Below are 24278 nucleotides of genomic sequence, written 5' to 3'. Positions count from 1 at the left end.
GGAGTATGGCAAGGGATGCGTGTCCGCTTTTCAGCGGCGCCGGTTATTGCTCGTGCGTCAGCTTCGGGCACGACTGGGCAGCCGACAAATCTGCAGCGCCCTGTGAAGGTTCTACTCGGCCCTGGCGCTCCCAGCTTAATGGGAGTGGCTTCAGCAATGACGACAGGCCGAGCTGTTCGGGCTGCCGCCCATCCAGCAGTGCTTCGACGAGGTTTGGCGCGAGCAGCGTCAGCTGCAGTAGCCGCCCCATGTAGCCGCGGTCCAGCTTCTCCGCTTCGGCCATCTCGGTGATGGACGCGTGGCGCCCCTCGTCCAGCAGCTTCTGGTACCGAAAGGCACGGGCCAGTGCCTTCACCAGCGCAGGATCAGCGCGGGTTGGGATAGTTGGCGCCGGCGTGGTTGCACCCACCATCCCTTCTGGTGTGACTACCGTCTTGCGTCCTGGCCGCCGCCGTATGGCCAGGGGCACCTGTACCGTGAGGCTGGCAAGGGTACTCATTCCACAGCCTCCAGGACGGGGGCCCTGTCCGTGCCTAAGTCCCGCACGAGGCTCGCGAGCCCCTCCACCCGTAGCCGGAGATCCGCCCCGGTGCTGGACACCGTCACCCGCTCCACCAGCATCCGCACGATCCGCGCCTGCTCCGCCGGGAACAGCTCATCCCAGAGCGGCTCAATCTGGCGCATGGCGTCCCGCGTCTCCGCCTCGGTCAGGTTAGGGTCGCCGGCCCTCGCCGCCGCCCAGGTGCCCACAATGATCTCGGGCTGGCGCAGGAGGGCCCGGATCTGCCCCACCACCACCGCCTCGATCTCCGCCGCCGAGATGCGCCGCACCAGGGCGGGATCCTCTGCCCCATTGCTACCCTTCAGCGCCGCCTGGCTGACGTAGTACCGGTACAGCCGTCCCCGGCGCCGGGTGTGGGTCGGCGAGAGCGCTCGTCCATCTGCCCCGAACAGCACGCCTTTCAGCAGCGCCGGCGTCTGGTTGCGCATGCCGTTGCCCCTCGTGTGCGGGCTCTCCTTGAGGAGGGCGTGCACCTTGTCCCAGAGCGTCCGCGCGATGATCGGCTGGTGCTCGCCGGGATATATCTTCCCCTTGTGCGCCGCCTCGCCGACGTAGGTTCGGTTGTTCAGCAGCTTGTAGACGTCGCCCTTGTCCAGCAACCGCCCCGACCGGCCGGTCAGGCCCTCCGCCTGGAGCAAGCGGGCGGTCTCCGTGCCGGATCCGGTGTCCAGGAAGGTGGTGAACACCCGCCGGATCGTGGTGGCCTCCTCCTCCTTGACTAGGAGCTTCCTGTCCCTGACCTCGTAGCCGAGCGGCACGTGCCCTCCCATCCACATGCCCCTGGCGCGGGAGGCGGCGAACTTGTCCCGGATGCGCTCACCGATCACCTCCCGCTCGAACTGCGCGAAGCTGAGCAGGATGTTCAGGGTGAGCCGGCCCATAGAGGTGGTGGTGTTGAAGGACTGGGTGATGGAGACAAACGTCACCCCGTGCGCCTCGAAACTCTCCACCAGCCGGGAGAAGTCCATAAGGGATCGGCTGAGGCGGTCGATCTTGTAGACCACCACCACGTCCACCCTCCCCTGCTCGATGTCGCGCAGCAGCCGCTGCAGGGCCGGGCGCTCCAGGGTGCCGCCGGAGAAGCCGCCATCGTCGTAGCGGTCAGCCACCAGGGTCCAGCCCTCCGCCCGCTGGGAGAGGACGTAGGCCTCGCAGGCGTCCCGCTGGGCATCCAGAGTGTTGAACTCGCGGTCGAGCCCCTCGTCCGTGCTCTTGCGGGTGTAGACAGCGCAGCGGAGCCGCCGGATGGGGGTGGGAGGTCGCACCACCTCGGCCGCCCTGCCCTGGCGCCGGCTCATGCGCCCCTCCCCTGACCCTTGAGGCCGAAGAAGGTCCAGCCGTTCCACCGGGTGCCGGTGATGTGCCGCGCCACCGCCGAGAGGGAGCGGTAGGGCCGCCCTTCGAACTCGAACCCGTCTGCCAGCACCGTGACCGCGTGCTCCACCCCCTGCCACTCGCGTAAAAGGCGGGTGCCGGCCAGAGGGCGGCTGTCGGCCCGGATGCGCCGGAGGACCACGTTACCGCCGTCCAGCTGCTCCCCGAGTGCCTCCAGGCGGGCGCGGGTCTCGGGCCTCAGCCCACCATAGGCGAGCTCCTGGATGCGGTAGGCGAGGCGGCTCTGGAGGTAGGCGCGGTTGAACGGCGGCGGCTCCTTGCCGAACAGCTCCCGCCACTGCTGCTTTAGGTGAGCCGTGGGGGCGCTCTGGAGGGCTGCCAGGCGGCCCAGCACGTCGGCGGGCGGGATAGCAGGGAACGTCACTGCCGGACGTGGAACGGGAGCCGGTTGGGCGGTGCGACCCTGTCCGATGCCTTTACCGCGCCATTCTGTCGATTGCTGCGTCATGCGTGTCTCCGAGTTTGTGGAGGGACACGACCGCTCTGTTCGGGCCGGAAGTGTAGCGAACTCTCTCCCAGGCCCTCGGCCTGCCCGATGTCGCGGGCGAGATCCTCGGCACTGTGGGCACGGAGCCGCACCAGCCCGGCTGCGAGGATAGTGCAGACGTCGCGCAGGTGCGGGGGAAGGTAAGTGTTGGATTGAACAATAAGGAAGGCATGGCCCTTGGGAGCGGGCTTGAGTTCGGGTTCAATCGCGTGCCGCCGAGATGGACTGATCAGCGGCGCAGGAGGGAAGCACGATCTCATGCGTGGATGGCCGAGCACGAGCAATAAGGGACCAACGCCGTTCCGGGTGTTAACCAATGTCCGCTGAACAAGAAGAATTGCCTCTTTCCGATGCGCTCTTGCGGTGGTGCCATCGCAGCCTCATCGAGGCTGTGCAGGACGCCACACGAAATGCAGACGAGCAGGATGAAGCGATTAGGCAACGCATGCTGGATTTGCAGCGAGAGCGGCTTGAGGGAACCTTCCGTGTTCTTCCACAAGCGGAGGTGTTCAACGACGAACTGGAGGTTCTCCGTTCTCATGAACTGAAGTCCGCACTTCAAGCTGCCAACAAACGGCTGGAAGCCGATTTCCGCGCGATGGTAGAACGTGGACATCTTACCATGAGCGGCGTGCAAACCAGCCCCGAGCGCGAGGCAACAAGGGGACCTATCCCTAGTGAATGGATTTTGGATTACCGTATCGATACCGCCCAAAATGTTGTGGAAGTGGAGAGCTTCCGCTGGGTTAGCGTGAAAGCTTCGCGCGTCCAGTCCACCGAACCGTCCACTGCACACACAGCCACGCGAACTCCGGATGTCACAAGCATTCTCCAGAAGGATGGTGTCCGGAACATGAGTGATGAAGACATCCTCACTGTCTTGGAGGAACACGCCAGGCGCGTAGTCGACGATCAAACACCGCTCAGTCCGAGCGCTGGCGTCTCTTTGATGCCACTCATAAAACGCAAGCTTCAACACCGTGCCGAAAATGGCGAGATGCTGCCATCCATTATAGGGGAGTCGGAGGCCCTTGAAAGATGGATCAAAGACAAGGCGCCGTCTTTCCATACACCCTCCGCCAAGCCGATCGAGAACAGCATCCGATCGGATTACAATCGCCTCAAAGCACAGTCCAAGGGCATTAAGGCATAACTCCGAAGCACATCTGCTCCGCAAGCCAGCTGACTATGCTGCTCGCATATGCTTCTTCGATCCTCTCCTTTGACGACCCTCATCACTGTTGTGGAGGGCGTACATGTCTATCAGGGGCGCGAGGAAGCTGCAGCCGATCAAGCGCTACGACCAAAGCAAGCGAAGTTCAAAGCTAGCCGATGAGCCTATCACTGAGGACAGTGTTGCTGCTGTTCTGGCAAAAGCGCACAGCGGCCAGTTGAAGTTCTGCCATCACGCCGGCAGATGGTACTTCTGGAGCGGTTCAGTTTGGCGCCCGGAAGAAACTCGCCTCGTGCTGGATGTTGCCCGCACACTCTCCCGCAGCTGCGCGGCTGGTGGCACGGAGCGGATGATTGTCGCCGCTGGAAGAGCCGCATTCGCCGCGGGCGTCGAGCGCCTCGCGCAGGCTGATCGCTCTTTTGCGACAAAAAGCGATGCTTGGAACCGCGATCCGTGGCTGCTCGGTACGCCGGACGGAACCGTTGACCTGCGGACCGGCGTACTTCGGGCTTCCTCTCAGGACGACTTGATCTGCCTCAGCACGGCGGTCGTGCCCTCGCGAGAGATCGATTGTCCGGTCTGGTTGTCGTTCCTAGATCAAGCCACTGCGCAAGATGCCGATCTGATCGCATTTCTGCAACGCTGGTTTGGATACTGTCTTACTGGCGACACGCGAGAGCATGCGCTAATCTTCGTCTACGGCCCTGGCGGAAACGGCAAAGGTGTCCTGCTCAATACCGTAGCCAGCATCTTCGGTGACTACGCAACCAGCGCTGCGATGGACACATTTACCGCTTCAAAAGGCGACAAGCATCCAGCTGATCTGGCGCTACTGAATGGATCTCGCCTTGTGATGACTACGGAAACGGAGGAAAACCAGGCCTGGGCTGAGCAGCGAATTAAGACGCTCACCGGTGGTGATCGGGTCACAGCTCGCTTTATGCGCCGGGATTTCTTTACCTACACGCCGACGTTCAAGCTCACCGTCAGCGGCAATCACAAGCCAGCGCTCAGGAACGTCGACGATGCTGCTCGCCGGCGCTTCAACATCGTGCCGTTCGTTCACAAGCCGCTCAGCCCCGACCGCGAGCTGTCCGAGAAGCTCCGCAGAGAGTGGCCGGGGATACTACGTTGGGCGATAGAGGGCTGCCTCGTCTGGCAGCGCCAGGGCTTGCAGGCGCCCAAAGTGGTTAGAGAGGCGACTGCTCATTACTTCGATGAGCAAGACTTCATTGCGCAGTGGATTGAGGAGTCCTGCGAAGTTGGAAGCGAGTACGGCGACACGAGTTCCAATCTTTTTGCATCCTTCCGAAGCTTTGCTCAAAGCCGGGGAGAGGAGCCGCGCAACGCGAAATCGTTCGCCACCATGCTGGAACGTCAGAACTTTCGTCGAGCAAAGGATTGCAGCTTATTTCGTGGGCGCGGCTTCCTCGGTCTTCGCGTGAGGCCCGATCTAGTGACTCACAGCTGGCAGGAGAATGACCGATGAAGCGCCCTGTTTGTTCCACAGCGACACTAGCGACATGTGCGACGCATTTTCTCGTTTGTGCGCCATACACGCGCACGTATAGCGGCTCGTACGCAAAGACTGTCGCAACCGTCGCTGCGTCGCCGGAGCATCACGAACTGAGAACGGCAATGGTGTCCGCAAGACGCTCTCTTCCCCGCATCCGCTACTCGGCAGGAGCTTTGCCGTGACCGACTGCCGCGCTGTCTCAGCGACCTTCCCCTCCTACAAAGCCGCCCTTGTCTCCGAGCTGGTGCCCTACGCGCGCAATGCGCGCACCCACTCGCAGGCGCAGGTGGTGCAGATTGCGGCGAGCATTCGCGAGTTCGGCTTCACCAATCCCATCCTCGTGGATGGGGAGCGCGGCGTCATCGCAGGACATGGCCGACTGTTGGCCGCTCGCCTGCTTGGCATGATGCAAGTTCCGACCCTCGAGCTGTCCCATCTCAGCCCGGCTCAGCGGCGCGCGTACATCCTGGCAGACAATCGCCTGGCCCTCTCCGCTGGGTGGGATGATGAACTCCTGCGTATGGAGCTTGGTGACCTCCAGGCGGAGGGCTTCGATCTGGCGCTGACCGGCTTTGATGAGCTGGAGATCGCGGGCTTCCTCGCCGATCCCACCTCTGGGCTGACTGACCCCGACGCGGTGCCGCCCGTCCCGGACGTGCCGGTCAGCCGCCTGGGCGACGTCTGGCTGCTGGGGCGCCACCGCCTAGTCTGCGGCGACTGCACCGACCCGGGCGTTGTCTCGACGGTCCTTGGTGGCGTGCGTCCCCACCTGATGGTCACAGACCCGCCCTACGGCGTGGAGTACGATCCCGCCTGGCGCAATGAGGCGCTGGATAACAGCAAGACCGCCCGAACGGGCAAGGTGCTGAACGACCACCGGGCGGACTGGCGCGAGGCCTGGGCACTCTTTCCGGGAGATGTCGCCTATGTCTGGCACGGTGCCCTGCACGCCAGCACCGTGGCTGAGAGCCTCACCGCCAGCGGGTTCTCCATCCGTGCCCAGATCATCTGGGCCAAGGAGCGCCTGGTGCTGAGCCGGGGCCACTATCACTGGCAGCACGAGCCCTGCTGGTACGCTGTACGGGAGGGTGCCAAGGGTCACTGGGCCGGTGATCGCAAGCAGACCACGCTCTGGTCCATCCCCAGCCGAGATCAGGACGCAGACACCGTCCACGGCACCCAAAAGCCGGTCGAGTGCATGCGGCGGCCGATCGAGAACAACTCCTCGCCCGGCCAGGCCGTGTACGAGCCCTTCTCGGGCAGTGGCACCACCCTCATCGCCGCCGAGATGGCAGGGCGCGCCTGCCATGCTGTCGAACTGAGCCCGGCCTACGTCGATGTGGCGGCGCTCCGTTGGCAGGCTTTCACTGGCCAGGAGGCTCGGCTGGAGAGGGATGGCGGCAGCTTCGCCACCATTCAGGCTCAGCGGGCGGAGGTGAGTTGAGATGGCGCAAGGCTCCCTCTTCCAGCCCACTGAGGAGCAGAGGAGGACCGTCCGGGCGATGTCGGGCTACGGCGTGCCCCATGACGACATCGCCACCCTGCTGGACGTCGACCCCAAGACGCTGCGCAAGCACTTCCGGCGCGAGCTGGACCGCGGCTCCATCGAGGCCACCGCCAAGGTGGGGCAGAGCCTCTTTCGCATGGCCACGGAGGGCAACAACGTCGCCGCGGCGATCTTCTGGATGAAGGCTCGTGCGGGCTGGCGCGAAAAGCATGATGTGACCGTCAGCGCCGGCGGGGGCGCGCCCCTGGTGACGATCTACCTTCCGGAGAACGGGCGTGATCCTCCGGCCACTGAATTCAGCATCGAGGGGACCGCCACCGAGGCGCCGGACGAAGACTGACGCGGATCAGGGTCGCACCAGCCTGCCTGCCTATGTTCAACACCAAGCAAGGACCGTTGCTCGGTGCTGAACACCCCATGGGCAAAGGAAAAGGCAAGTGACGCAGGTCCGCTTTGCGCCCATATCGACCACCAGCACGTCGGTACTGCCTTCCCGGAAGCGGACTGACGTGCCGAGATTTACGCCGGCACCCAGCCAAGTATTACGAAGCCGAACACCGCCACGGTCCCGTCGACATGTCGGGCCCAGCCGCCTGTGCTGGTGGCCAGGCCCGAGCAGAGCAGGGCAAAGGTTCAGTTGCTCTGGGTCGAGAGCTCAAAGTTCGCCAGCGTGGGGCTGACGCCGGCATTAGGGCCGGGCAGCGTGCAGTTGCCGGAGCCGGCGAGCGGCGAGCGGGCGTTGGGCTGAGTCCAAGTGGCAAAGGCGGTGGGGCCCGCGACATAATCGCCCTCGGCGAAAGAGGGCGTCGCACCGGCGACGGCGAGGGCGGCGAGGGCGGCGGCGAAGAGCTTGCGCATGGGATATTCTGCCTTGAATCGGTGCGGCGGTATTGCCGCCTGCATGGGGTAGCCCACGTGGGAGGCCGTCCGCTGTGCGCCAGCGCACGCCCGGCGCGCGGCCGGCCTAAGATGTTGATCCCAGGGTTTGATGGTGCGGTCTTTTCCCCTGAGTGGAAGGACGCACTATGGGGCAGCTTCTCCACGGCAGCACCACGACGACGGAGGCAATCCGTCGAGCGATACAGCATAGTCAAGAGAGCCTGAGAGGGCTGGCCAAGCGCTATGGGGTGAACCCGAAGACCGTCGCCAAGTGGAAGGCGCGTGGGTCTGTTACCGACCTGCCGACTGGGCCGAAGGAACCGAAGTCCACGGTTCTCTCGGTCGAGGAGGAGGCGATCATCGTCGCCTTTCGCCGCCACACCCTGCTGCCGCTCGACGACCTCCTCTACGCTCTGCAACCCAGTCTACCGCAGCTGACCCGGTCCTCGCTCCACCGCTGCCTGGTGCGTCACGGCATCTCCCGACTGCCCGAGCCGGACAGTGCCTCGACCGCCAAGAAGCGCTTCAAGGTCTATCCCATCGGCTACCTCCACGTGGACATCGCCGAGGTGCGCACCGCGCAGGGGCGCCTCTACTTGCTTGTCGCCATCGACCGAACCTCCAAGTTCGCCTTCGTCGAACTGCGCGAGAAGGTCACTCGCCGCAACGCCGCCGACTTCCTCCGGACGCTCATCAAGGCCGTGCCCTACCGCATCCACACCGTGCTCACGGACAACGGCACGCACTTCACCTCACCGGGCAACATCCGCTCGACGGCCGCGCAGATCAGGGAAGGCCATGGACAAGGGGAGCTCTTTCGCGCCCATGCCTTCGAGTATGTCTGCGCCGGGAACAACATCGATCACCGGCTGACCAAGCCCCGGCATTCGTGGACGAATGGGCAGGTCGAGCGGATGAACCGCACGATCAAGGAGGCGACGGTCAAACGCTACCAATACGAGACCCACGACGAGCTACGACAGCACCTCGACCAGTTCGTCGCTGCCTACAACTTTGCACGCAGGCTCAAGACCCTGAAGGGCCTCACCCCCTACGAGTTCATCCTTCGTACCTACCAGATCGAGCCGAAACCCTTCACCGCCGACCCGCACCACCAAATCCCGGGACCAAACATCCAGTGACGTGGCCGTTGCGACACGCGGGCGGGAGCGAGGACTGCTCGCGCTATTTGTGTAGGCGGATGGCGTGCCGAAGGTCAGGCGTCCGCCGCGATGCCGGCGTGCGCCATTCGGCGGCCTCACGGTCGGGCAGTCTCCAGGTTGCCGTGGATCGGGCCGAGGCGTGGGCTACGATCCCGGGCGCGCGCCGTAGCTCAGTTCGACCTCTGTTTGTAGGGCTTCGGGGCGCGACAGCACGATGCCGCCCCGGGTCGTTTCCAAAAGGCCTTCGCGGCGCATAGCGCCAAGCGTGCGCGAGACTATCTCGCGCCTTGCGCCGATGCGCGACGCGAGTTCGTGGTGCGGGCGCGGTGGCGAGACGATCCGCCCTCCGCCCTCTCGCGGGCGCGACAGCCGGAGCAGCAGCGCCGCCAGCCTCGCGCGCACTGGGAGGACCGTGAGCTCTAGCAGCTGCAGGTCCTTGTCGCGCACGAGCGCGGCGAGACGCCGCATAAGGTGGTGCGAGGCCCCAGGCGTCGACAGCGCAAAGGTCATGAAGGGCGAGGCCGCGACCGCGCAGACACGGGCCCGCGTGAGCGCGACGATGGTGGCCGAGCGCGGCTCTCCATCGACCGTCGCGATCTCGCCGAAGATACTTCCTGGGCCGAGCTCGTTCAGGATGATCTCGTGGCCGCCGCTGCTGCGCGCGATCACGCGCAACTCGCCCTCGGCGATAAAGCACACCTCCTGCGTCGAGTCGCCCGCCTCGAGCACGGTTTGGCCGGCGGAGAAGTCGCGCCAGTGCGCGACGGCCGTAAGGGGCTCCAACTCCGTGCGACCGAAGGGACGGAAGAAGGGGAGGCGACTGAGATCGTCCATGGGATCGGCTCCGTGGGCTGGCGCGACGCCCGGTGTGAAGATGACCATCCTCCTGGTTCCTGGCTCAAGGCGCCGGTGGCCCTGCCGGAGTCCTCTGCCGATCGTTCGGCCGGCCTAGCCGTCAGGCAGGGTAGGCCTACCAGTCGGTAGCCGCCTCGGCCTCCGCGGAGAGGAGCCAGTCTGGGTCGGCGGGGAGACCGGCCGGACCGGAAGACACGGGTACCGAGGCGGGCGAGCCCGGGTTGGTGCCTGGAATCCTCTCGGTCTGCGGGATGGTAAGCACGAAGAGGCAGAGCATGGCGAGGCGAAGGGAGATCCTGCTCATGACGTATCCTCCGGCGCGGGCATTTCCTCCGCGGCGATGTGGTCTTTGGGCACCGACTCTGGCGGCACGCCAGCTGGCCGTCAGTGCGCCAGTGCACATCGCGGCGGGGAGGGATTCCGGGTCTCGGGCGCAGGGCCGTCCCCTCGCGCGGCGCTGCCAGTGCTCCTGGTCCCGCCCGCGTTATCTCCGGGACCGGGGAAGATCCAGAGGCGACCCTGTCACGCCCATTCGGCGCGGGCGGCGGAGAGCAGGCCGCCGGGATGGATTGTGTTGCCTCCGACGGCGACGATCTCGTTGGGCTTGCCCTTCGCCAGGGTGACGGGGTCCTGGGGCCACTCCTGCTCCGGGGGCACTGGGGCCGCGGCGGCTGTGCTAGGCTCGGGGGGCTTGCCTCGCACAGTCGGGGCGGAGAGGAAGAGCGGCATGGCGCGGGCGGCAAGCTTGAAGCCACAGAACGTGTCGCTGGGGTAGTGCAGGCCCAGGACCTCACGGTTGCGGGCGATACGCCGGGCCATGATCCGCAAAGGGCCGGCCTCAGCCGTTCCAGTCGGAACGAAGGTCGCCGGCAGCACCTGCTCGAGGGTCAAAGCGACCATCATGCCTTCGCAGGCATGCCCGCTCGGGTAGGCGCTGTGGCCCGGCACCTCGATCGGGGGAATGATGGCCGGGTCGATGCGCGAGGGGCGCGGGCGCTGAAATACGCGCTTCCAGTACATGTCCTGGAACTCGGCAAACTTGAAGGCCAGCATGCATAGCCTGTAGGTCGCGGGGTGCGAGTTCTCGGTGAAGTTCAGGATGCCACGCATGTAGGTCAGCATTCCTGCGCGCTGCGCCATGGCCTCGTCGAATACGGCGCCGCGATAATCGATGAGGCTGCGGAGTTCCTCCAGCTCCTTCTGCGTCCCGGTCTCATCGTATTTGTCGTTGTCCCGGTCGAGGAGGTTGCTCCAGGTCCTGGGCTGCGTGGTGCCGATGGATTGCTGAACGAACTCTCCTAGCACGGCGGTCACGAACTTGCTTAGCTCCCAGTCGGTGTCACGGGACTTCGCCTGCGGGAGGGTTGGCCATCCCGCGCCGGCAAGGCCGGGCCAGGCCTGCCCCGGGAAGACGGGGAGGGTCTCGGGCAGGTTTTCTATCGGTGTCGTGCCGGGCGAAATCAGGAGGGGACGATTGATGTCGCTGCCGCCGGCGGTGCTGTCCGGGCCGACCACAATTCCGGTGCCGCTCGTGCCGCTGGTGCCGCTGGTGCCGCTGGTGCCGCTGGTGCCGCTCATTGCGCTCATAACGTCCTCCGCTGATGGGGATTCAGGTGGGCAGGCCCGCATCCCGCAGGTTGCAGGTGAACCGATCCCGGATGGCGGGATCTTGGAATGGCATCCTCCGGGCGCGGTACTCGGCGATGCGGAAACCGGGCTCCAGTTCCATCATGCGCTGCGCGGCACCGTGCGCCTCCTCCTGGCGCCCCTGGGCCGCGAGGATGGCAGCCTGCATTCGCCAGCACGAGGCATGCGCCGCGTTGCCGGCAATTGCGAGGCGGCCATGGTGCTCGGCTTGGTCGAGGCTGCCCTGGGAATAGTGCGCAATAGAAAGGAAGTGCTGCTGGTAGTAGCGCAACGGGTCGTAGGGCGAGAGGCGGATGCCCTTTTCGGCATGGCGGGCCGCGTCCGCGCCGCGCCCGAGATAGCTGAGGGTCGCACTCGACAGCGTCCAGGCGACGGAGCTGTTGGGGCAGGCGGTCAGGGCCTGCCCGAAGCAGATCATCGCTGTGGCGACGTCGTGCCGCAGATACGCGGTGTTGTGGCCAAGGACGGCGAGAGCGAGGGCGTTGCTCGGCTCGAGCGCCAGGGCGCGTTCGGCGAAGCTGAAGACGGCAGCCGCGTCCTCGGCGCGGTCTTCGGACCAGCCCTGGCCCACCCGCAGGCTGTGCCAGTGGGATATCCAGGCGAGCGGGAGCGCGAAGCTCGGGTCCTCGTCCACAGCGCGGCTGAGGTGGCGGCGCGCGAGGACGAAGGCCGCGCGGTCGCTCGCCGCCATGAGGTGCAGTCCGCGGAGCATGTGGTCATAGGCGCTCAGGCTCTCCGGGCGCTTGCGCATGGCGTCGCGAAGCGCTGATTCTCGGATGCTCGGTGCGACTCCCGCGACGATCTGTGCCGCGACATGCTCCTGCAACTGAAAAATTTCGTGCTCGGCGGCGTGGATCCGCTCGCCCCAGAGATGCTCGCCCGTGGTGCCATCTGCCAGACGCAGCGAGACCTGCAGCCCGCCCCCTGCACGCTGCAGCCCGCCGGTGACGACGAAGCGCACGCCGAGGCTGCGCGCGGCGCGCTGCGGCGAAGGCTGGTGGCCGGCGAACATCCGCGCGCTGTCGGGCGCGACGATGAATAGCTCCCGCAGCCCGGCGAGGGAGGCGACGACGTCCTCAATGATGCCGTAAGCGAGGTACTCGTCACGCGGGTCACCCGAGAGGTTGAGAAGGGGCAGCACAGCCAGGGACGGAAGGTGGCTAGGGATGGGCGGCAGCGGGACCGCCACGCCTCCGGGCGGGTCGAGCGAGAAGGCGCGGGCGGCGCGCGACAGGTTGCGGAGCGGGAGTTCGCCGAGGTCCCGCGCGACCTCCCTCTCGGTGTCGGGCAGCATGGCCGCCACCTCGGCTGAGAGCAGGGTCCCACCGGGCGTGCAATACTCCTGCAGCCGAGCGGCCATGTTCACCACGTCCCCGAAGATGCGTTCGCCCTCAACGATGACGCTGCCGGTGTGGATGGCGATCCGGAACACAATGGGGAGGTCGGCGCCGTCGCCGGGCGACTGGCGGAGGCTATGCAGCGTCCTAGCCCATTCGAGCGCCGCGCCGACATTGCCGAACTCGGCGAGGGTGCCGTCCCCCTGCACGTCGATGATTCGGCCACCCAGCCGCTCCGCAGCGGGGGTGACGACCTCGTGGAAGATGGCGAGCCATCGCAACGTCGCGCGGTCCTCGTCGGTGGCGATAAGAACCGAGAACCCGACGATGTCCGCGAAGGCAATCACCGCCATCCGGCGGCTCGTCCGGGCGGCGGCACGGGGCTGAGTATCGCCGGAACACATGCGTGGAGCCGTTCAGCTGCCGGATTTTTCTATCGTTGCAAGGGGCAGATTTGCAAGCCTCCACTGGTGGGCCTCCCGGTCCAGTGGCGGTCCAGGCACGAAGCCCAGCGAAAGGCCAAGGTGATGCGCGTCATGCTGCTCATCCCGAACGAGGAACCGGCAAGGGAGGCCTATCGCGCGGCGATTGGGCCGGAAGGAAGAACCGAGGGCCTGACCAGACGGCTAGGCCTTACGGGCATCCGCTTCGCCTACAGAGCCCTTCCCTCCTTGCGGCGGACCTTCCGGCCGGAGGACCGGGACTTGCACTTTGAGGAGGAGGCGCTGCGGCGCTCTGAGGAGCAGCTGCCGGCGCTCGTGCTTAGCCTAAAGGTCGCCGACGTGGAGGCGCTAACACGTATCAACGCGGCGGCTGAGCTGGTGGGCGCGAGGATCGGCCTCGACTTGCCGGTGGCGGCCTTTGAGGGGTGGTGTCCGGGCCATGACGGCCCTGCTTTCTTCAAAACGCGTAGCGCGGCATCGGCGCTGATTGGGGCATGGGCCCTCGAAGGTCACGCGCCACCGCTGCTGGGCGCCGGCGTGAACCTCGTCACTGTCGATCTCGGCTTCAACGCGGCTGCGCTAGCCGCCTTCGAACCGGCCGTGAACGTCGCCGGTGCCTGGGAGGTCAAGCAGGGGCTTCCACCGATGTGGGCGGGCCAGGGCAAGCCTGTGCATTTTGGCAGCCACGGGACGATGGTGGCGCGCAACGTCCTCTCCCTCGCCCCGGCCGCGAGACTGTTCGACTTCCCGCTGCTGCCCGACCGGCTGGCGGGCGTGGTCGGCTGGACCAGCTGGGCGGCGGCGGCTTTGCTACAGATGCAGGCCGATATCACTGTGCTGCTCGGCCCGCGGTTTCCCGGACCATGGGTGCTGTGCAACGCCTGGGGGGTCTATGACCGCCGGCAAGAGAGCGTCCCAGCCAACGATCCCATGAACTACACGGGCAATCCCCGCCATCCACTAAACCAGCTAGTGGCGGATCTGGACGACGCCGGCCACGACCAAGTCTTCGCCGCGGGGAATGGGGGGCACCAGTGCCCCCACCCGCTGTGCGGCCCAGGGGACACGGGGCCGGGGAACAGCATCTTCGGGGCGAACTCGCATGCGCGCGTGCTGACGGCGGGCGCCGTGCGAGCGGACGGGATGTGGCTTGGTTATTCGTCGGAGGGGCCGGGGCAGCCTGGCTTCCGCGAGCCGCCGGCACCCTTCTCCGAGAAGCCTGACCTCTGCGCGCCGAGCCAGTTCGCCGAGGATGCGGACGCCTACCTGCTCAGCAGCGGCACGTCCGCGGCGTGCGGCCTCGCGGCCGGCGCTCTGGCGGCTCTTCGCGGGGATGGCTCGCCCCATGCCGGCCTGTCGACCTCGGGGCTGCGGGCGCACCTGCGTGGGACCGCGCGCAAGCCGCCCTGGGCGGCTGCCGGCTACGACCTCCGCTGCGGCTGGGGCATCCTGGACTTGGCGGCTGCCGTGCATGGGCCGGGCATAGCGGCCGGGGCTGGGCCTGAGGTCGTCACGGCGGGAGGCTGCTGGAGCGGTCCTGAGCGCCTGTCCGGCGCCTAAACCAAATGCCCGAGGTGACCGGCGTCACCCCCTTCAGCTTCAGCCGCGCACCGGCGACGAGCCGCGCATTGAAGGCGTGGCCCGTGTCGAGGTGCTGCACGAGCAGCCCGGCGGCCTACTCAAAATTGCTGCCTTCAGCCGATCGAGGATGGCCAAGTGTTCGACAGAGTGGCGGGCCAGCCGTGCCCGATGAGGCGACCGCGTTAGTCCGCCACGAGGCAAAATCCAATACTCGCAGCGCTGCCTTGGTGAGGGTTGCAAGGCGCACCATCCCGTCGAGCCACGCAAACTGACGTCCAATTGCGTCCGCTTCCGAGTGATGTTGCCTGAAAGCCGCCGTTCCGCTTCCGGCCAGGCTCGGACATACAAGCTACGATCTACTCAGGGCGGACAAAACCAGTCTGTAGCTATACTCCGAGCCGCTCGATAACCCGCGCGACAGTGGTGTGAGTCCACACTGCTCGTCCCCGCGGCGTTGCTACCTTTCTCGCCGTCAGCGCTCGCGCAAGCCCCAGGTGGGTGATGATCCCTTCGGCCCGGAGTACCTCTAGTTCCAGCGCCAGCCGGTGTGCGGTGCGGATCGCCTCCTCCTGGCGCGCCTCTGCGGCTGCAGCAGCACAGGGTGGAGCAGGCGGCCTCCAGCCCCTGTCCCCTCCCAGCACCGCCCCTCGCGCTCGTGCCGCCGCCAGCGCCGCCCTCGTGCGCTCCGAGATGAGCTCCCGCTCCTTCTGAGCCATCGCGGCGTAGACTCGCATCATCAGGTCGTCGGCACCGGGCATGTCGGCGGCCCGAATGGAGATGCCCTCCTCCAGCAGCCCCGAGAGAGTGTGGGCGCGCCGGGTAATCCGATCCAACCGCGCCGCCACCAGCACCGCGCCGAGCTGTCGGCAGCGAGTGAGCGCCGCCTGGAACCCGGGCCGGCGATCGTCTTTGCCCGAGGCGATGTCCTGGTGCTCGGCAACGAGGGTCCAGCCCTCGCGCTCGATGAAGGCGCGGACGCTGGCCTGCTGCGCCTCCAGGCCGAGGCCCGAGTGCCCCTGCTCGGCGGTGGAGACCCGGTACAGCGCCACCGCGTAGCGGGTCTGGGTCGAGTGGCGACGAGGAGCGGCCATCAGCCCTGCTCCCCGGCCGCAATGCGGTAGACGCTGTAGCTCCCCTTCACACCCTGCGATCCCGGCCCGACCTGCCGCACCCGCTCCAGCACCTCGACCGTGTGGCCCCTCTTCTTCAGACCGGCGAGGAAGCCGCGGACCGTGTGCTGCGCCCAGCCGGTGGCCTCCATGACCTGGGCGATCGTGGTGCCCTCTGCCCGGTATAGGAGAGTGAGGACAGCCTGCTGCTTGGTGCCCTCACGCAGGCGGGACGGAACGGCGGGGTCATGTGCCGGCCGACCGGCCCTGCTGCGGCTCAGAGCAGCCCTGAGCGCTTCAATCGAACCCGGCAGGGCGGAGCGTTCCACCCCCGCATCCCAGGCCGCCAGCAGGGCGGTTGCAGCGTCTCGTAGCGTGCTGCGAGGCTGCGGCTGGGCAGCGGACGGCACCTGGACCTCCAGTGCGACCGTGCTGGTCTTGCCTGCCTCCTTGCCCTCCTGCGCCACTTGAGCGGCCTCTCCGGCCAACTCCGCCGCCCTCGGCTCACCCACTGCCGTCAGCCCGGCTGCGGAAATTCGCCACATTGTCGTAGCGCTGCCGCGCGGATTGGGAACCTCCTCCACCAGCCCGGCGCTCACCATGCTCCGAAGCACCGAGGTCCGGGCGGCGGCCGGCAGGTTCGAGGGCGCCTCACCCAGCCCGTCCGGGTGCCGCGCGGCGACGTTGAGGATCTGCGTTTGGGTCGGGGAGAGCGGTTTCGTCATCGTCAGGTCTCTGGCTCGGACCCGACCATCGGGTCCTACGACCCGAAGCCCTGCCGAGAGCCGGTCAGGGTGGCGCGGGAGGGAAGTGCAGCAACCCGCAACCGGTCATTCGCTCTGGTGTGAGAACCAAGCAAGCGCCTGCATGCCAGTCGAAGCCTTCTACTTCTTTATTGCTTGACCAGGTATGATTGCTGGAGTGGCCAGGTAGGCAGGCCGCCACGCACAACGCCAACTTCGTGCTAACGCGGCTGTAGGAGCACTATTGTCGTGCGTGCCCGAACTCAAAATAAAGTGCCGCGGGTGGCTGCCGCGCTTGCGTCAGGTCTGCGCCCGTTGCGGTTACCGATCTGCGTAGGATTCGGTTGGTCAACTTGTCAAGCCGTGCTCATCCTTACTTCCAGGCTCGCCCGACGCTGCAATCCGCAGCCGGAGAGCGCGCCACTGGAGGCCAAGGCTGATGCATTCCTTCTCTCGCCGAAGTGCCGTGTTCGGCGCAGCCTGCGCCTGCGTCGGCGCACATGGCCTCTTTGCGACCGCTGTGGCGCAAACGCCCCAGCAATGGTCCCCGCCGGCGAATGCGGACCGCTGCCCCTCCCGCTGGGGCGCCGCCGATCGTCGTGGCTCGATGAACCTTATGACGCCCGAGCGCGCCAAGCGTGCTGCTACCCTCATACGCACCGGCGAAATCGTGGAGTGCGGCCAGACACTTAATCAGCAAATGCCTTTCTTCGGCACCCGTCGCTTTGACGTGCACCTCAAGCAGACCTTCATGAACCCGGAAGCTAACCGCCGCGGGTCGAACGAGGAATTGGTCGTTGCTGAGATCGGCCAGGTTGGCACTCAGCTCGATGCCTTCCCTCACCAGACTATCGGTGATGAGGGATACAACTGCGTCAACATTCCTCGTATCATGAGCCGTAACGGCTTTACCGAGATGGGTGTCGACACCGTTGGCACAATCTTCACACGGGGCATCCTGATCGATGTAGCCGCGCTTAAGGGTGTTCCTACCTTACCCGATACCTACGAGATCACACCCGACGACCTTCAGGCAGCACTCACCCGCCAAAATACGCGGATGGAAGAAGGTGACGCTGTGATCATTCACACCGGTTGGGGTCTGCTTTGGGGGCGAGAGAACGCCCGTTTTGTTGCGTCCTGTCCTGGCTTGGGGGTGGCGGCCGCCGAATGGATCCTGCGGCAGAACCCGATGCTGATGGGGTCGGACAACTGGCCGGTGGAGTGCTCGCCATCCAAGACCCTGCCGGATGCGAGTCTGCCCGTGCATCAGCTTGCGCTCGCTGTCTACGGCGTCCACCTGCTGGAGAACATGAAGCTCGACGTGCTCGCGCAGCGTGGCCAGCACGAGTTCGCCTTCGCGGTGCAACCTCTGAAAGTCCGGGGCGGCACAGGTTCAACGGTGGCGCCGTCTGCCTTGTTCTAAGACGGGCAAGCTCCGGTCCTCGGCGACCAGTGTCCAGCCCTCGCGCGCGACGAAGGCGCGGACGCTGGCCTGCTGAGCCTCCAAGCCCAGCCCAGAGTGGCCCTGCTCGGCGGTGGAGACCCGGTACAGGGCGACCGCGTATCGGGCCTGGGCGGAGGGACGACGCGGGGCCGCCATCAGCCCTGCTCCCCGGCGGCGATGCGGTAGACGCTGTAGCTGCCCTTCGCTCCCTGTGCCCCAGGCCCGACTTGCCGCACCCGCTCCAGCACCTCAACCGTGTGGCCCTTCTTCTTCAACCCGGCCAGGAAGCCCCGTACCGTGTGCTGGGCCCAGCCGGTCGCCTCCATGACCTGGGCAATGGTCGTGCCCTCTGCCCGGCGCAGGAGGGTGAGGACCGCCTGCTGCTTCGTGCCCTCACGCGGGCGGCGCGCAGCGGAGGGGTCACGAACCGGCCGACCTGCCCTGCTGCGGTTCAGGGCAGCCCTTAGAGCCTCGATGGAAGCCGGCAGGGCGGAGCGTTCCACCCCCGCATCCCAGGCTACCAGCAGGGCCACTGCGGCGTCTCGCAGCGTGGTGCAAGGCTGTGGCGGGGCAACGGGTGCAATGGGCGGCATCTGGGCCCCTGACGCGGCCGTGCTGGTCTTGCCTGCCTCCCTGCCCTCCTGCGCCACTTGAGCAGCCTCTCCGACCAGCTCCGCCATACTCGGCACACCAACTGCCGCCAGCCCTGCTGTGGTGATCCGCAAGACCTTCGTTGGGCTGCCGCCTGGATCGGGGGCCTCCTCCAGCAGCCCAGCCTTCAGCATGCTCTGGAACACCGCATTCCGGGCGGCAGCGGGCAGGTTTGGAGGCGCCTCGGCCAGCTTGGCTGGGTGCTGGGCAGCGGTGGTGAGGATCTGCGCCTGAGTGGGGGAGAGCGGCTTCGCCATCGGCAGGTCCCTGCGTCGGATCCGATGAGTCGGGTCCTACGACCCAAAGCCCTGACGAGAGCCGGTCAGGGTGGCGGCAGGGCGTCTGCTCCTTGCACGGGTGATGCTTCGCTCGGTTTGAAGCCATAGCCAAGCAGATTGCGAGCGCATTCGGACCGAGGGCAGAGCCCTCCTGAGGATCAGCTGCATGTATGATGGGCCGCCAAGCGGCTTTGTGGCGGCAATGCACAATGTAGCGCTGCGGGCACCAAGCAGGTATTTGAAAGAAGGGAGCCTCGGCGCTCCAGGACACGTTCCACCAAGATTGGGGCGGGAGACCCGAGGAGATTTGGCAAACGCGCACGACAGGTACAGCATACTGTCCAAAACGAATTGGGAGGAGCCAACATGCTGGTGTCACGACGAGCTGCCGTGCTGGGGACGGGAACGGCTACTCTAACCCGTCCGGCGCTCGCACAGCGAGACGGCCGGTGGCCCAGCCGGCCGGTCCGCCTCGTGCTTAGTTTTGCGCCCGGTGGGATCGGTGACATCACCGCTCGGTTGGTGGCAGCGAAACTCGGCGAGGCACTTGGTCAGCCCATCATCATCGATAACCGGCCCGGCGCCGTCGGGTTTGTGGCAGCCGAGAACGTCATGCGCAGCCCTGCCGATGGCTACACGCTGCTGCTGCTGACCACCTCCAACACCACCGCCGGGTCACTCTACCGCAACGTGCCCTATGACATCGCGCGCGATTTCTCACCGGTGGGGCGCCTGACTACCTTCGACCACGCTTTCTTCACGAGTGCGAACAGTCCTCACCGCACCCTGGGGGACGTGCTGGCCACTGCACGGGCGCAACCCGGCCGGATCAATCTTGGCTCGATCGCTGTCGGCAGTGGGCAACATCTGGCTGCGGAGCTGCTGCGGAGCATGTCCGGGGTGGACATGACGAGCGTGCCCTATCGCTCCACACCGGACCTGATGAACGCCACGACCTCCGGCGACGTCCACATTGGGAACGAGGTTCTGGCGCCTCTGATGCCCCAAGTGCAGGCCGGACGTCTGAGATTGCTGGCCGTCTGCTCGGACGCGCGGTTCCCGCTATTGCCAGAGGTTCCAACCGTGATCGAGGCCGGAGTACCCGGGTACGTGGTGGTGTCGTTCAACGGGGTTGCGGCACCGAAGGGCACGCCGGACGTCATCATCGAGCAGTTCAGTAAGGAGATGAGCCGCGTCGTGACCCTACCAGAGATCCGGGAGAGGCTACTGGAACTGAGCGTGCGGCCCGCGCCGATGGATCCCACGCAGTTCAGGACATTCCTTGCTGACGAAACGGCCCGCTGGGCAGGTCTTATCGAGGCAGCCGGTATCCCGAAGCAGTAGCGCCGGTGCTCCTTGGCGGATCAGGCAGGCGTCTCGTCCACGAAGGCGATGGCGGCGGCGCCAACCTCATGGGCCCGCTCCCACGTCATGCAGAAGCGAGCGTCAGGGATAATCTTCAGGCGGGCACCATCCACCTGCCGCAGCATCTCATCCCTATGCTGAATGAAGTAAAAGTTCTCGCCAGTTAGCATGAGCACCGGGCACGCCAAACGGCGCAGCCCGGCCTTCAGGTCGTACAGGTGAAGGGCATCAATGGCTTGCCATCGTTCCCGCCCGGCCTCGATCTGCGCCACGTTGATACGGTCCATCCAGGATTGGGTCGGGTACATGGGCGCGTGTTCGGGATCGTTCTCAAGAAGGTATTCAATCGTACGGGTCAGCGGAAAGCCCGAGGCATCTCCTGGCCGCGTTTCTCGAGGGATGTCTCCGTCGGTCCCCTTCGGTCTGGCGCCTGGCACGAAAGGGCAGTTCACTAAGATTGTCTTGCCAATTCGGGCCGGATAGGCTCCCGCGACCTCCGTTGCCACCAGGGAGCCGACCGCCTCGCCCAGAACATGCGCCCGCTCGATGCCAAGATCGTCCATCACCTCGACCGCAACTGCGGCATAGTCGCCAATTGTTGGCTGCTCCGTTACGTGGTCCGACATGCCGTAGCTCGGGTAATCCATTGCCACGACCTGAAAGCGCGCAGCCAGCACCTCCATCAGCTCTAGCATGAGCGCAGAGGACTGCTGGTTGATGTGGAACAGCATGATACTTTCGCCGGATCCAGCCCTGCGGTAGTGGATCTGGCCAAACTTGGTTCTCGCGAGACCACGCTCCAAGTTCATGCGTTTCTTCTCCCAGCGGCAGATCTGCCGAATAGACCATGCGTCCAGCGCAGAGGTTTATCGAGCGACGGATCGAGGTCAACTAAGCACTGTCTGGCTCCGAGCCTTGTCCCACCGCAGCGCTCAGCAAACTTAATCCGCTATAGTTCAAGAGCGTTCTTCCCCACTGGGTGATTGACTGAGCCGCGCCGTCACCAGCACAGCCCCGAGTTGCGGCCATGAGCGGGGAAGCGACGCGGTACCGGCATCAAGCCTGCTCCCCGGCGGCGATGCGGTAAACGCTGTGGCTGCCCTTCACGCCCTGTGACCCTGGCCCGACTTGGCGCACCCGCTCCAGCACCTCGACCGTGTGGCCCCTTCTTCTTCAACCCGGCGAAGAAGCCGCGGACCGTGTGCTGCGCCCAGCCAGTCGCCTCCATGATGTGCGTGATGGTTGCGCCCTCAGGGTGGCGCAGGAGGGTGAGGATGACCTGCTGCTTCGTGCCCTCGCGCGGAGGGCGTGGCGCGGTTGGATCTCCGGGTCGCGGGTTGCTTCAGCGCGGCCAGGGTGGCACGCAAGGCTTCAACGTTACCGGTCAGAAAGGCCGTCCGTCCCCGGCATCCCCGGCTGCGAGCAGGGCCGAGGCCGCGCTACGGCGCGACGCACGAGTCTGAAGGGCGGTAGCGAACGTAGCAGGCGCCTTCTGAGTGTTCGGCAGGGTCGATCGTGCTCCCCTGCTCCACCCTGCCTCCCTGCGACCTCTCGCGTCGCCTTCGGCAAACCGGGCTCCACCTCCATGGCTTAGACCAGCCGGCATCTGTTGAATGGCGGCGGGTACCACCAGGCCAACGCCGCACTCCACCGTGTCGTGGTCGTGCGTATGCTCACCCACCAACCGATCCTCGGCTACGTCCAGCGCCGCACCGCCGAGGGAAAGAGCAATCCGGGAATCATCTGCTGCGTCAAGCGCTTGGTCGTGCGGGAAATCTTTGGCGATCTTTGCCGCACTCCCCACCCCACCAATTCGGCCCAAGTTCCTGCTTGATCTCTATAGGAGCACCGGTGCCGTAAGCCCGTATCCGCCGTGAACCGCCCGCGCCTCCAAACTGGTCGGTGCAACGCAGTCCCAGAAAGGCTCTTCGGTAAACGGCCTCACAGCCGGCCGGAGAGCGCCCAACGATCACGTTCACAGGAGAACCAAGTGGTCACCGTGACGCGACCGTTGCGTTGTCGTTTTATGTCGGCACGTCCTGCGACTTCGCTCGACCAAGAACGTCGGATCGGCCGCTCCACGGCCAGCCAAATGACGGATGTGATCGGCTCATAAGGAACCAGTGCGTGGCGTCTATAAGACAAGGCTTTGCGTGGATGACGATGTCGCAGGGCAGCCTGTTCGTCCTCCAGTTCGTCGTCTCGATCCTCATCGCGCGCCTACTCGGCCCCTATGAGATGGGGATCTTCGCGATTGCGCTCTCGATCGTAGGCCTCCTCTCCATAATCCGCTCCTTCGGCCTCGGCTCCTACTTCATCCGCGCGGTGGAGGTGACCGAGCCGCTGAGGCGAACACTCTTCACGATCAACGGCATTCTCGCGGTCGCCGTCTCGCTCGCCATCCTGGTCCTGAGCCTTCTCGGCGGCGCGCTGCTGAAGGAACCGGGCGTGGAGGACCTCCTCCGCGTCATGGCGATCCTGCCGCTGGTCGGGATCTTCGACTTCATCCCCGCCACCTCGATCGAGCGACGTGGGGATTTCCGCCTCGTCGCCATCATCAATATCCTCCGCTACTCGCTCGCGAACGCGGCGACGCTGGCCTTCGCCTCTGCAGGCCATGGGTACATGAGCCTCGCCTACGGCCAGCTAATCATGGCCGTGGTCGCGGCCGTCCTGAACAACCTCTTCGCGCGCGATACGATCGTCTTTTCCCCGAGTTTGAGGGACTGGCGGGACGTCGTGCGCTTCGGGACGCAGATGCTCGCCATCTCCGCCATCAACGGGCTGCAGGGCAGGATGGCAGACCTCGTGCTCGCGAAGTTCCTCGGCCTCGCCGCCTTCGGCATCTATTCCCGCGCGACGAGCCTGACGGGCGTGCTGTGGGAGAACATCCAGATCATCGTCCTGCGCGTGCTCTTCGTGGACTTCGCGGAGCAGAAGCGACAGGGGATCTCGCTGCGCCACAGCTACCTGCGGCTTACGCAGGTGCTGACCGGCTTCCTCTGGCCGGTCTTCGTCGGCATCGGCGTCGTCTCCGGGCCCCTGGTCCTCGCCCTCTTCGGCGAGAAGTGGCTCGACGCGATCATGCCGCTAGGCATCCTCTCGCTCTCGGCGGCGCTCTTCGTGCCGATCATGGTGGCCTATGACATCTTCGTCATCTCCAACGAGACGGCGCGCCAGACGCGGTTGGAGATGCTGCGCGCCCCGGCCTCGCTCGCCCTCTTCACCCTCGGCTGCCTTGTCAGCCTTGAGGCCGCGGCGGCAACGAAGGTGGTGGAGGCTGTTATCATGTACCTCGTCTACCGCCCGCACCTCGAGCGCATGACGGACACGCGATGGGCCGACTACGTGCCGATCTACGGCCGCAGCCTGCTGCTCGTGGTCGCCGCTGTCCTGCCGGCTGCCGTCGTGATGCAGTTCTACGGATGGTCGCCCCTGGCGCCGCTTCCGGTGGTTCTCGCGGGCGTAGCGGCCGGCGGCCTGGCCTGGGCCGCCCTCCTCTGGGCGCTGCGCCATCCCCTTTTCGAGGAGGGCGCCCGCCTTCTGTCGAAGCTGCGCCGGCCGGGCGCTGAGGGCGCGGCGCCCCAGGCCTGAGGCTTAGAGCTTTCCACTTCACTCGAACGCATAGCCTGAGTTAGCGAGGTAGTTCCAGCATTCGATTGGCGTGAAAGTGTCGAGCAACTTGCCGATGGTGGTTCAGACGGTCTTGCGGAGTCGGGCTGCGGCCTTTCAGAGCAGGGCCTTCAGCTTGGCAAAGGCTTGCTCGATGGGGTTCAGGTCCGGGCTGTAGGGCCGCAAGTAGAGGAGGCCGGCGCCGGTGGCGCGGATCGCCTCGCGTACACCGGCGACCTTGTGGGCGGGAAGATTGTCGAGGACCACCACGTCACCCCTGGTGAGGGTGGGCGCGAGGAACCGCCCGATGTAGGCGAGGAACGCCTCGCCAGTCATAGAGCCATCCAACACGAGAGGGACAACGAGCCCGGTGCTACGCAGCCCCGCGATGAGGGTGGTGGTGCGCCAGTGGCCGTGCAGCCCGGCATCGACCAGGCGCTCACTCCGCAGCCCTCAGCCGTAGCGGCGGAGCATGTTCGTGGCGGCGCCGGTCTCGTCGATGAAGACGAAGCGCTCGGGATCCATGG

Annotated in this window: 22 protein-coding genes and 1 pseudogene; 9 read left to right on the top strand and 14 right to left on the bottom strand. The window is 65.9% G+C overall.

The genetic code is table 11. The annotated features are described in order from the left end of the window. Nucleotides 1-43: 43 nt before the first annotated feature. From BO39_RS18635 to BO39_RS18625, 3 genes are read right to left on the bottom strand one after another with little or no spacing between them, the layout of a single operon-like run. The gene (locus BO39_RS18635; RefSeq protein WP_052402296.1) at nt 44-499 is read right to left on the bottom strand and encodes a hypothetical protein; all 456 of its coding nucleotides are present in this window, start codon (nt 497-499) and stop codon (nt 44-46) included. Then, complete coding sequence (locus tag BO39_RS18630) at nt 496-1860, bottom strand: recombinase family protein (RefSeq protein ID WP_156963750.1); 1365 nt, start codon at nt 1858-1860, stop codon at nt 496-498. Before BO39_RS18630 ends, BO39_RS18635 begins: the two co-directional genes overlap by 4 nt. Continuing rightward, the gene (locus BO39_RS18625; RefSeq protein WP_245615258.1) at nt 1857-2321 is read right to left on the bottom strand and encodes a DUF2924 domain-containing protein; all 465 of its coding nucleotides are present in this window, start codon (nt 2319-2321) and stop codon (nt 1857-1859) included. Before BO39_RS18625 ends, BO39_RS18630 begins: the two co-directional genes overlap by 4 nt. Nucleotides 2322-2760: 439 nt before the next feature. Here BO39_RS18625 and BO39_RS32700 point away from each other — a divergent pair, with 439 nt between their 5' ends. The 4 genes from BO39_RS32700 (at nt 2761) to BO39_RS18605 (ending at nt 6981) form a co-directional block, all read left to right on the top strand. Next, nucleotides 2761-3597: a hypothetical protein gene (locus BO39_RS32700; protein ID WP_156963749.1), complete on the top strand. Its 837-nt coding sequence runs from the start codon at nt 2761-2763 to the stop codon at nt 3595-3597. Nucleotides 3598-3700: 103 nt separating this feature from the next. Next, nucleotides 3701-5107 (top strand): phage/plasmid primase, P4 family, encoded by a 1407-nt coding sequence (locus tag BO39_RS18615; RefSeq protein WP_052402295.1) that lies wholly within the window; start codon nt 3701-3703, stop codon nt 5105-5107. A gap of 205 nt (nt 5108-5312) precedes the next feature. Next, nucleotides 5313-6578 carry a site-specific DNA-methyltransferase gene (locus tag BO39_RS18610; protein WP_043836225.1) on the top strand — a complete coding sequence of 422 codons (1266 nt, stop codon included), beginning with the start codon at nt 5313-5315 and terminating at the stop codon, nt 6576-6578. A 58-nt stretch (nt 6579-6636) separates the two neighbouring features. Continuing rightward, nucleotides 6637-6981, top strand: coding sequence for a hypothetical protein (locus BO39_RS18605; RefSeq protein WP_052402294.1), 345 nt, complete (start codon nt 6637-6639; stop codon nt 6979-6981). 293 nt (nt 6982-7274) lie between these two features. Here the strand turns inward: BO39_RS18605 and BO39_RS18600 are convergent, their stop codons facing one another. Further along, on the bottom strand, nt 7275-7499 hold the full coding sequence (locus BO39_RS18600) for a hypothetical protein (protein ID WP_043836224.1): 225 nt from the start codon (nt 7497-7499) through the stop codon (nt 7275-7277). 167 nt (nt 7500-7666) lie between these two features. On the opposite strand from BO39_RS18600, the gene BO39_RS18595 reads away from it, so the two are divergent. Continuing rightward, nucleotides 7667-8662 carry an IS481 family transposase gene (locus BO39_RS18595; protein ID WP_043836222.1) on the top strand — a complete coding sequence of 332 codons (996 nt, stop codon included), beginning with the start codon at nt 7667-7669 and terminating at the stop codon, nt 8660-8662. A gap of 165 nt (nt 8663-8827) precedes the next feature. On the opposite strand, the gene BO39_RS18590 is transcribed toward BO39_RS18595, so the two are convergent. From BO39_RS18590 to BO39_RS18575, 4 genes are all read right to left on the bottom strand, one after another. Next, complete coding sequence (locus tag BO39_RS18590) at nt 8828-9565, bottom strand: Crp/Fnr family transcriptional regulator (protein WP_052402293.1); 738 nt, start codon at nt 9563-9565, stop codon at nt 8828-8830. 88 nt (nt 9566-9653) lie between these two features. Beyond that, nucleotides 9654-9842 (bottom strand): hypothetical protein, encoded by a 189-nt coding sequence (locus BO39_RS18585; protein ID WP_043836220.1) that lies wholly within the window; start codon nt 9840-9842, stop codon nt 9654-9656. Between the two features lie 218 nt (nt 9843-10060). Next, a complete protein-coding gene (locus BO39_RS30165) occupies nt 10061-11116 on the bottom strand; it encodes a phosphatase PAP2 family protein (protein ID WP_169742785.1) in 1056 nt (351 codons plus the stop codon). 31 nt (nt 11117-11147) lie between these two features. After that, nucleotides 11148-12875: an adenylate/guanylate cyclase domain-containing protein gene (locus BO39_RS18575; protein WP_043836219.1), complete on the bottom strand. Its 1728-nt coding sequence runs from the start codon at nt 12873-12875 to the stop codon at nt 11148-11150. A gap of 183 nt (nt 12876-13058) precedes the next feature. On the opposite strand from BO39_RS18575, the gene BO39_RS30160 reads away from it, so the two are divergent. Then, nucleotides 13059-14525: a S8 family serine peptidase gene (locus BO39_RS30160; protein ID WP_156963748.1), complete on the top strand. Its 1467-nt coding sequence runs from the start codon at nt 13059-13061 to the stop codon at nt 14523-14525. Between the two features lie 407 nt (nt 14526-14932). On the opposite strand, the gene BO39_RS18565 is transcribed toward BO39_RS30160, so the two are convergent. Both BO39_RS18565 and BO39_RS30155 read right to left on the bottom strand, forming a co-directional pair. After that, entirely contained in the window at nt 14933-15637 is a 705-nt protein-coding gene (locus BO39_RS18565) for a recombinase family protein (RefSeq protein WP_052402290.1), read from the bottom strand. Next, nucleotides 15637-16380, bottom strand: coding sequence for a DUF3489 domain-containing protein (locus tag BO39_RS30155; RefSeq protein ID WP_052402289.1), 744 nt, complete (start codon nt 16378-16380; stop codon nt 15637-15639). The genes BO39_RS18565 and BO39_RS30155 overlap by 1 nt, the downstream gene beginning before the upstream one ends. 457 nt (nt 16381-16837) lie before the next feature. On the opposite strand from BO39_RS30155, the gene BO39_RS18555 reads away from it, so the two are divergent. Beyond that, the gene (locus BO39_RS18555; RefSeq protein ID WP_084698240.1) at nt 16838-17824 is read left to right on the top strand and encodes a cyclase family protein; all 987 of its coding nucleotides are present in this window, start codon (nt 16838-16840) and stop codon (nt 17822-17824) included. A gap of 176 nt (nt 17825-18000) precedes the next feature. Here the strand turns inward: BO39_RS18555 and BO39_RS30150 are convergent, their stop codons facing one another. Next, nucleotides 18001-18753 (bottom strand): DUF3489 domain-containing protein, encoded by a 753-nt coding sequence (locus BO39_RS30150; protein ID WP_052402288.1) that lies wholly within the window; start codon nt 18751-18753, stop codon nt 18001-18003. Between the two features lie 543 nt (nt 18754-19296). Here BO39_RS30150 and BO39_RS18545 point away from each other — a divergent pair. Next, a complete protein-coding gene (locus tag BO39_RS18545; protein WP_169742784.1) occupies nt 19297-20118 on the top strand; it encodes a Bug family tripartite tricarboxylate transporter substrate binding protein in 822 nt (273 codons plus the stop codon). A gap of 20 nt (nt 20119-20138) precedes the next feature. On the opposite strand, the gene BO39_RS30145 is transcribed toward BO39_RS18545, so the two are convergent. Together BO39_RS30145 and BO39_RS31215 are read right to left on the bottom strand one after the other, a co-directional pair. Continuing rightward, nucleotides 20139-20948 carry an alpha/beta fold hydrolase gene (locus BO39_RS30145; RefSeq protein ID WP_052402286.1) on the bottom strand — a complete coding sequence of 270 codons (810 nt, stop codon included), beginning with the start codon at nt 20946-20948 and terminating at the stop codon, nt 20139-20141. Between the two features lie 191 nt (nt 20949-21139). Beyond that, nucleotides 21140-21430: pseudogene (locus tag BO39_RS31215) on the bottom strand (DUF3489 domain-containing protein); the annotation flags it as partial. Between the two features lie 836 nt (nt 21431-22266). Between BO39_RS31215 and BO39_RS18535 the strand changes: the two are divergent. Beyond that, entirely contained in the window at nt 22267-23733 is a 1467-nt protein-coding gene (locus BO39_RS18535) for an oligosaccharide flippase family protein (RefSeq protein ID WP_281175570.1), read from the top strand. 135 nt (nt 23734-23868) lie between these two features. Here BO39_RS18535 and BO39_RS18530 read toward each other — a convergent pair whose 3' ends face one another. Next, a complete protein-coding gene (locus BO39_RS18530; RefSeq protein ID WP_281175575.1) occupies nt 23869-24171 on the bottom strand; it encodes a transposase in 303 nt (100 codons plus the stop codon). Nucleotides 24172-24278: the final 107 nt, after the last annotated feature.

It is taken from the genome of Roseomonas aerilata DSM 19363 (assembly GCF_000711725.1).
Taxonomy (GTDB): Bacteria; Pseudomonadota; Alphaproteobacteria; order Acetobacterales; family Acetobacteraceae; genus Roseomonas; species Roseomonas aerilata.
This window is presented reverse-complemented; position numbering and strand designations above follow the sequence as displayed.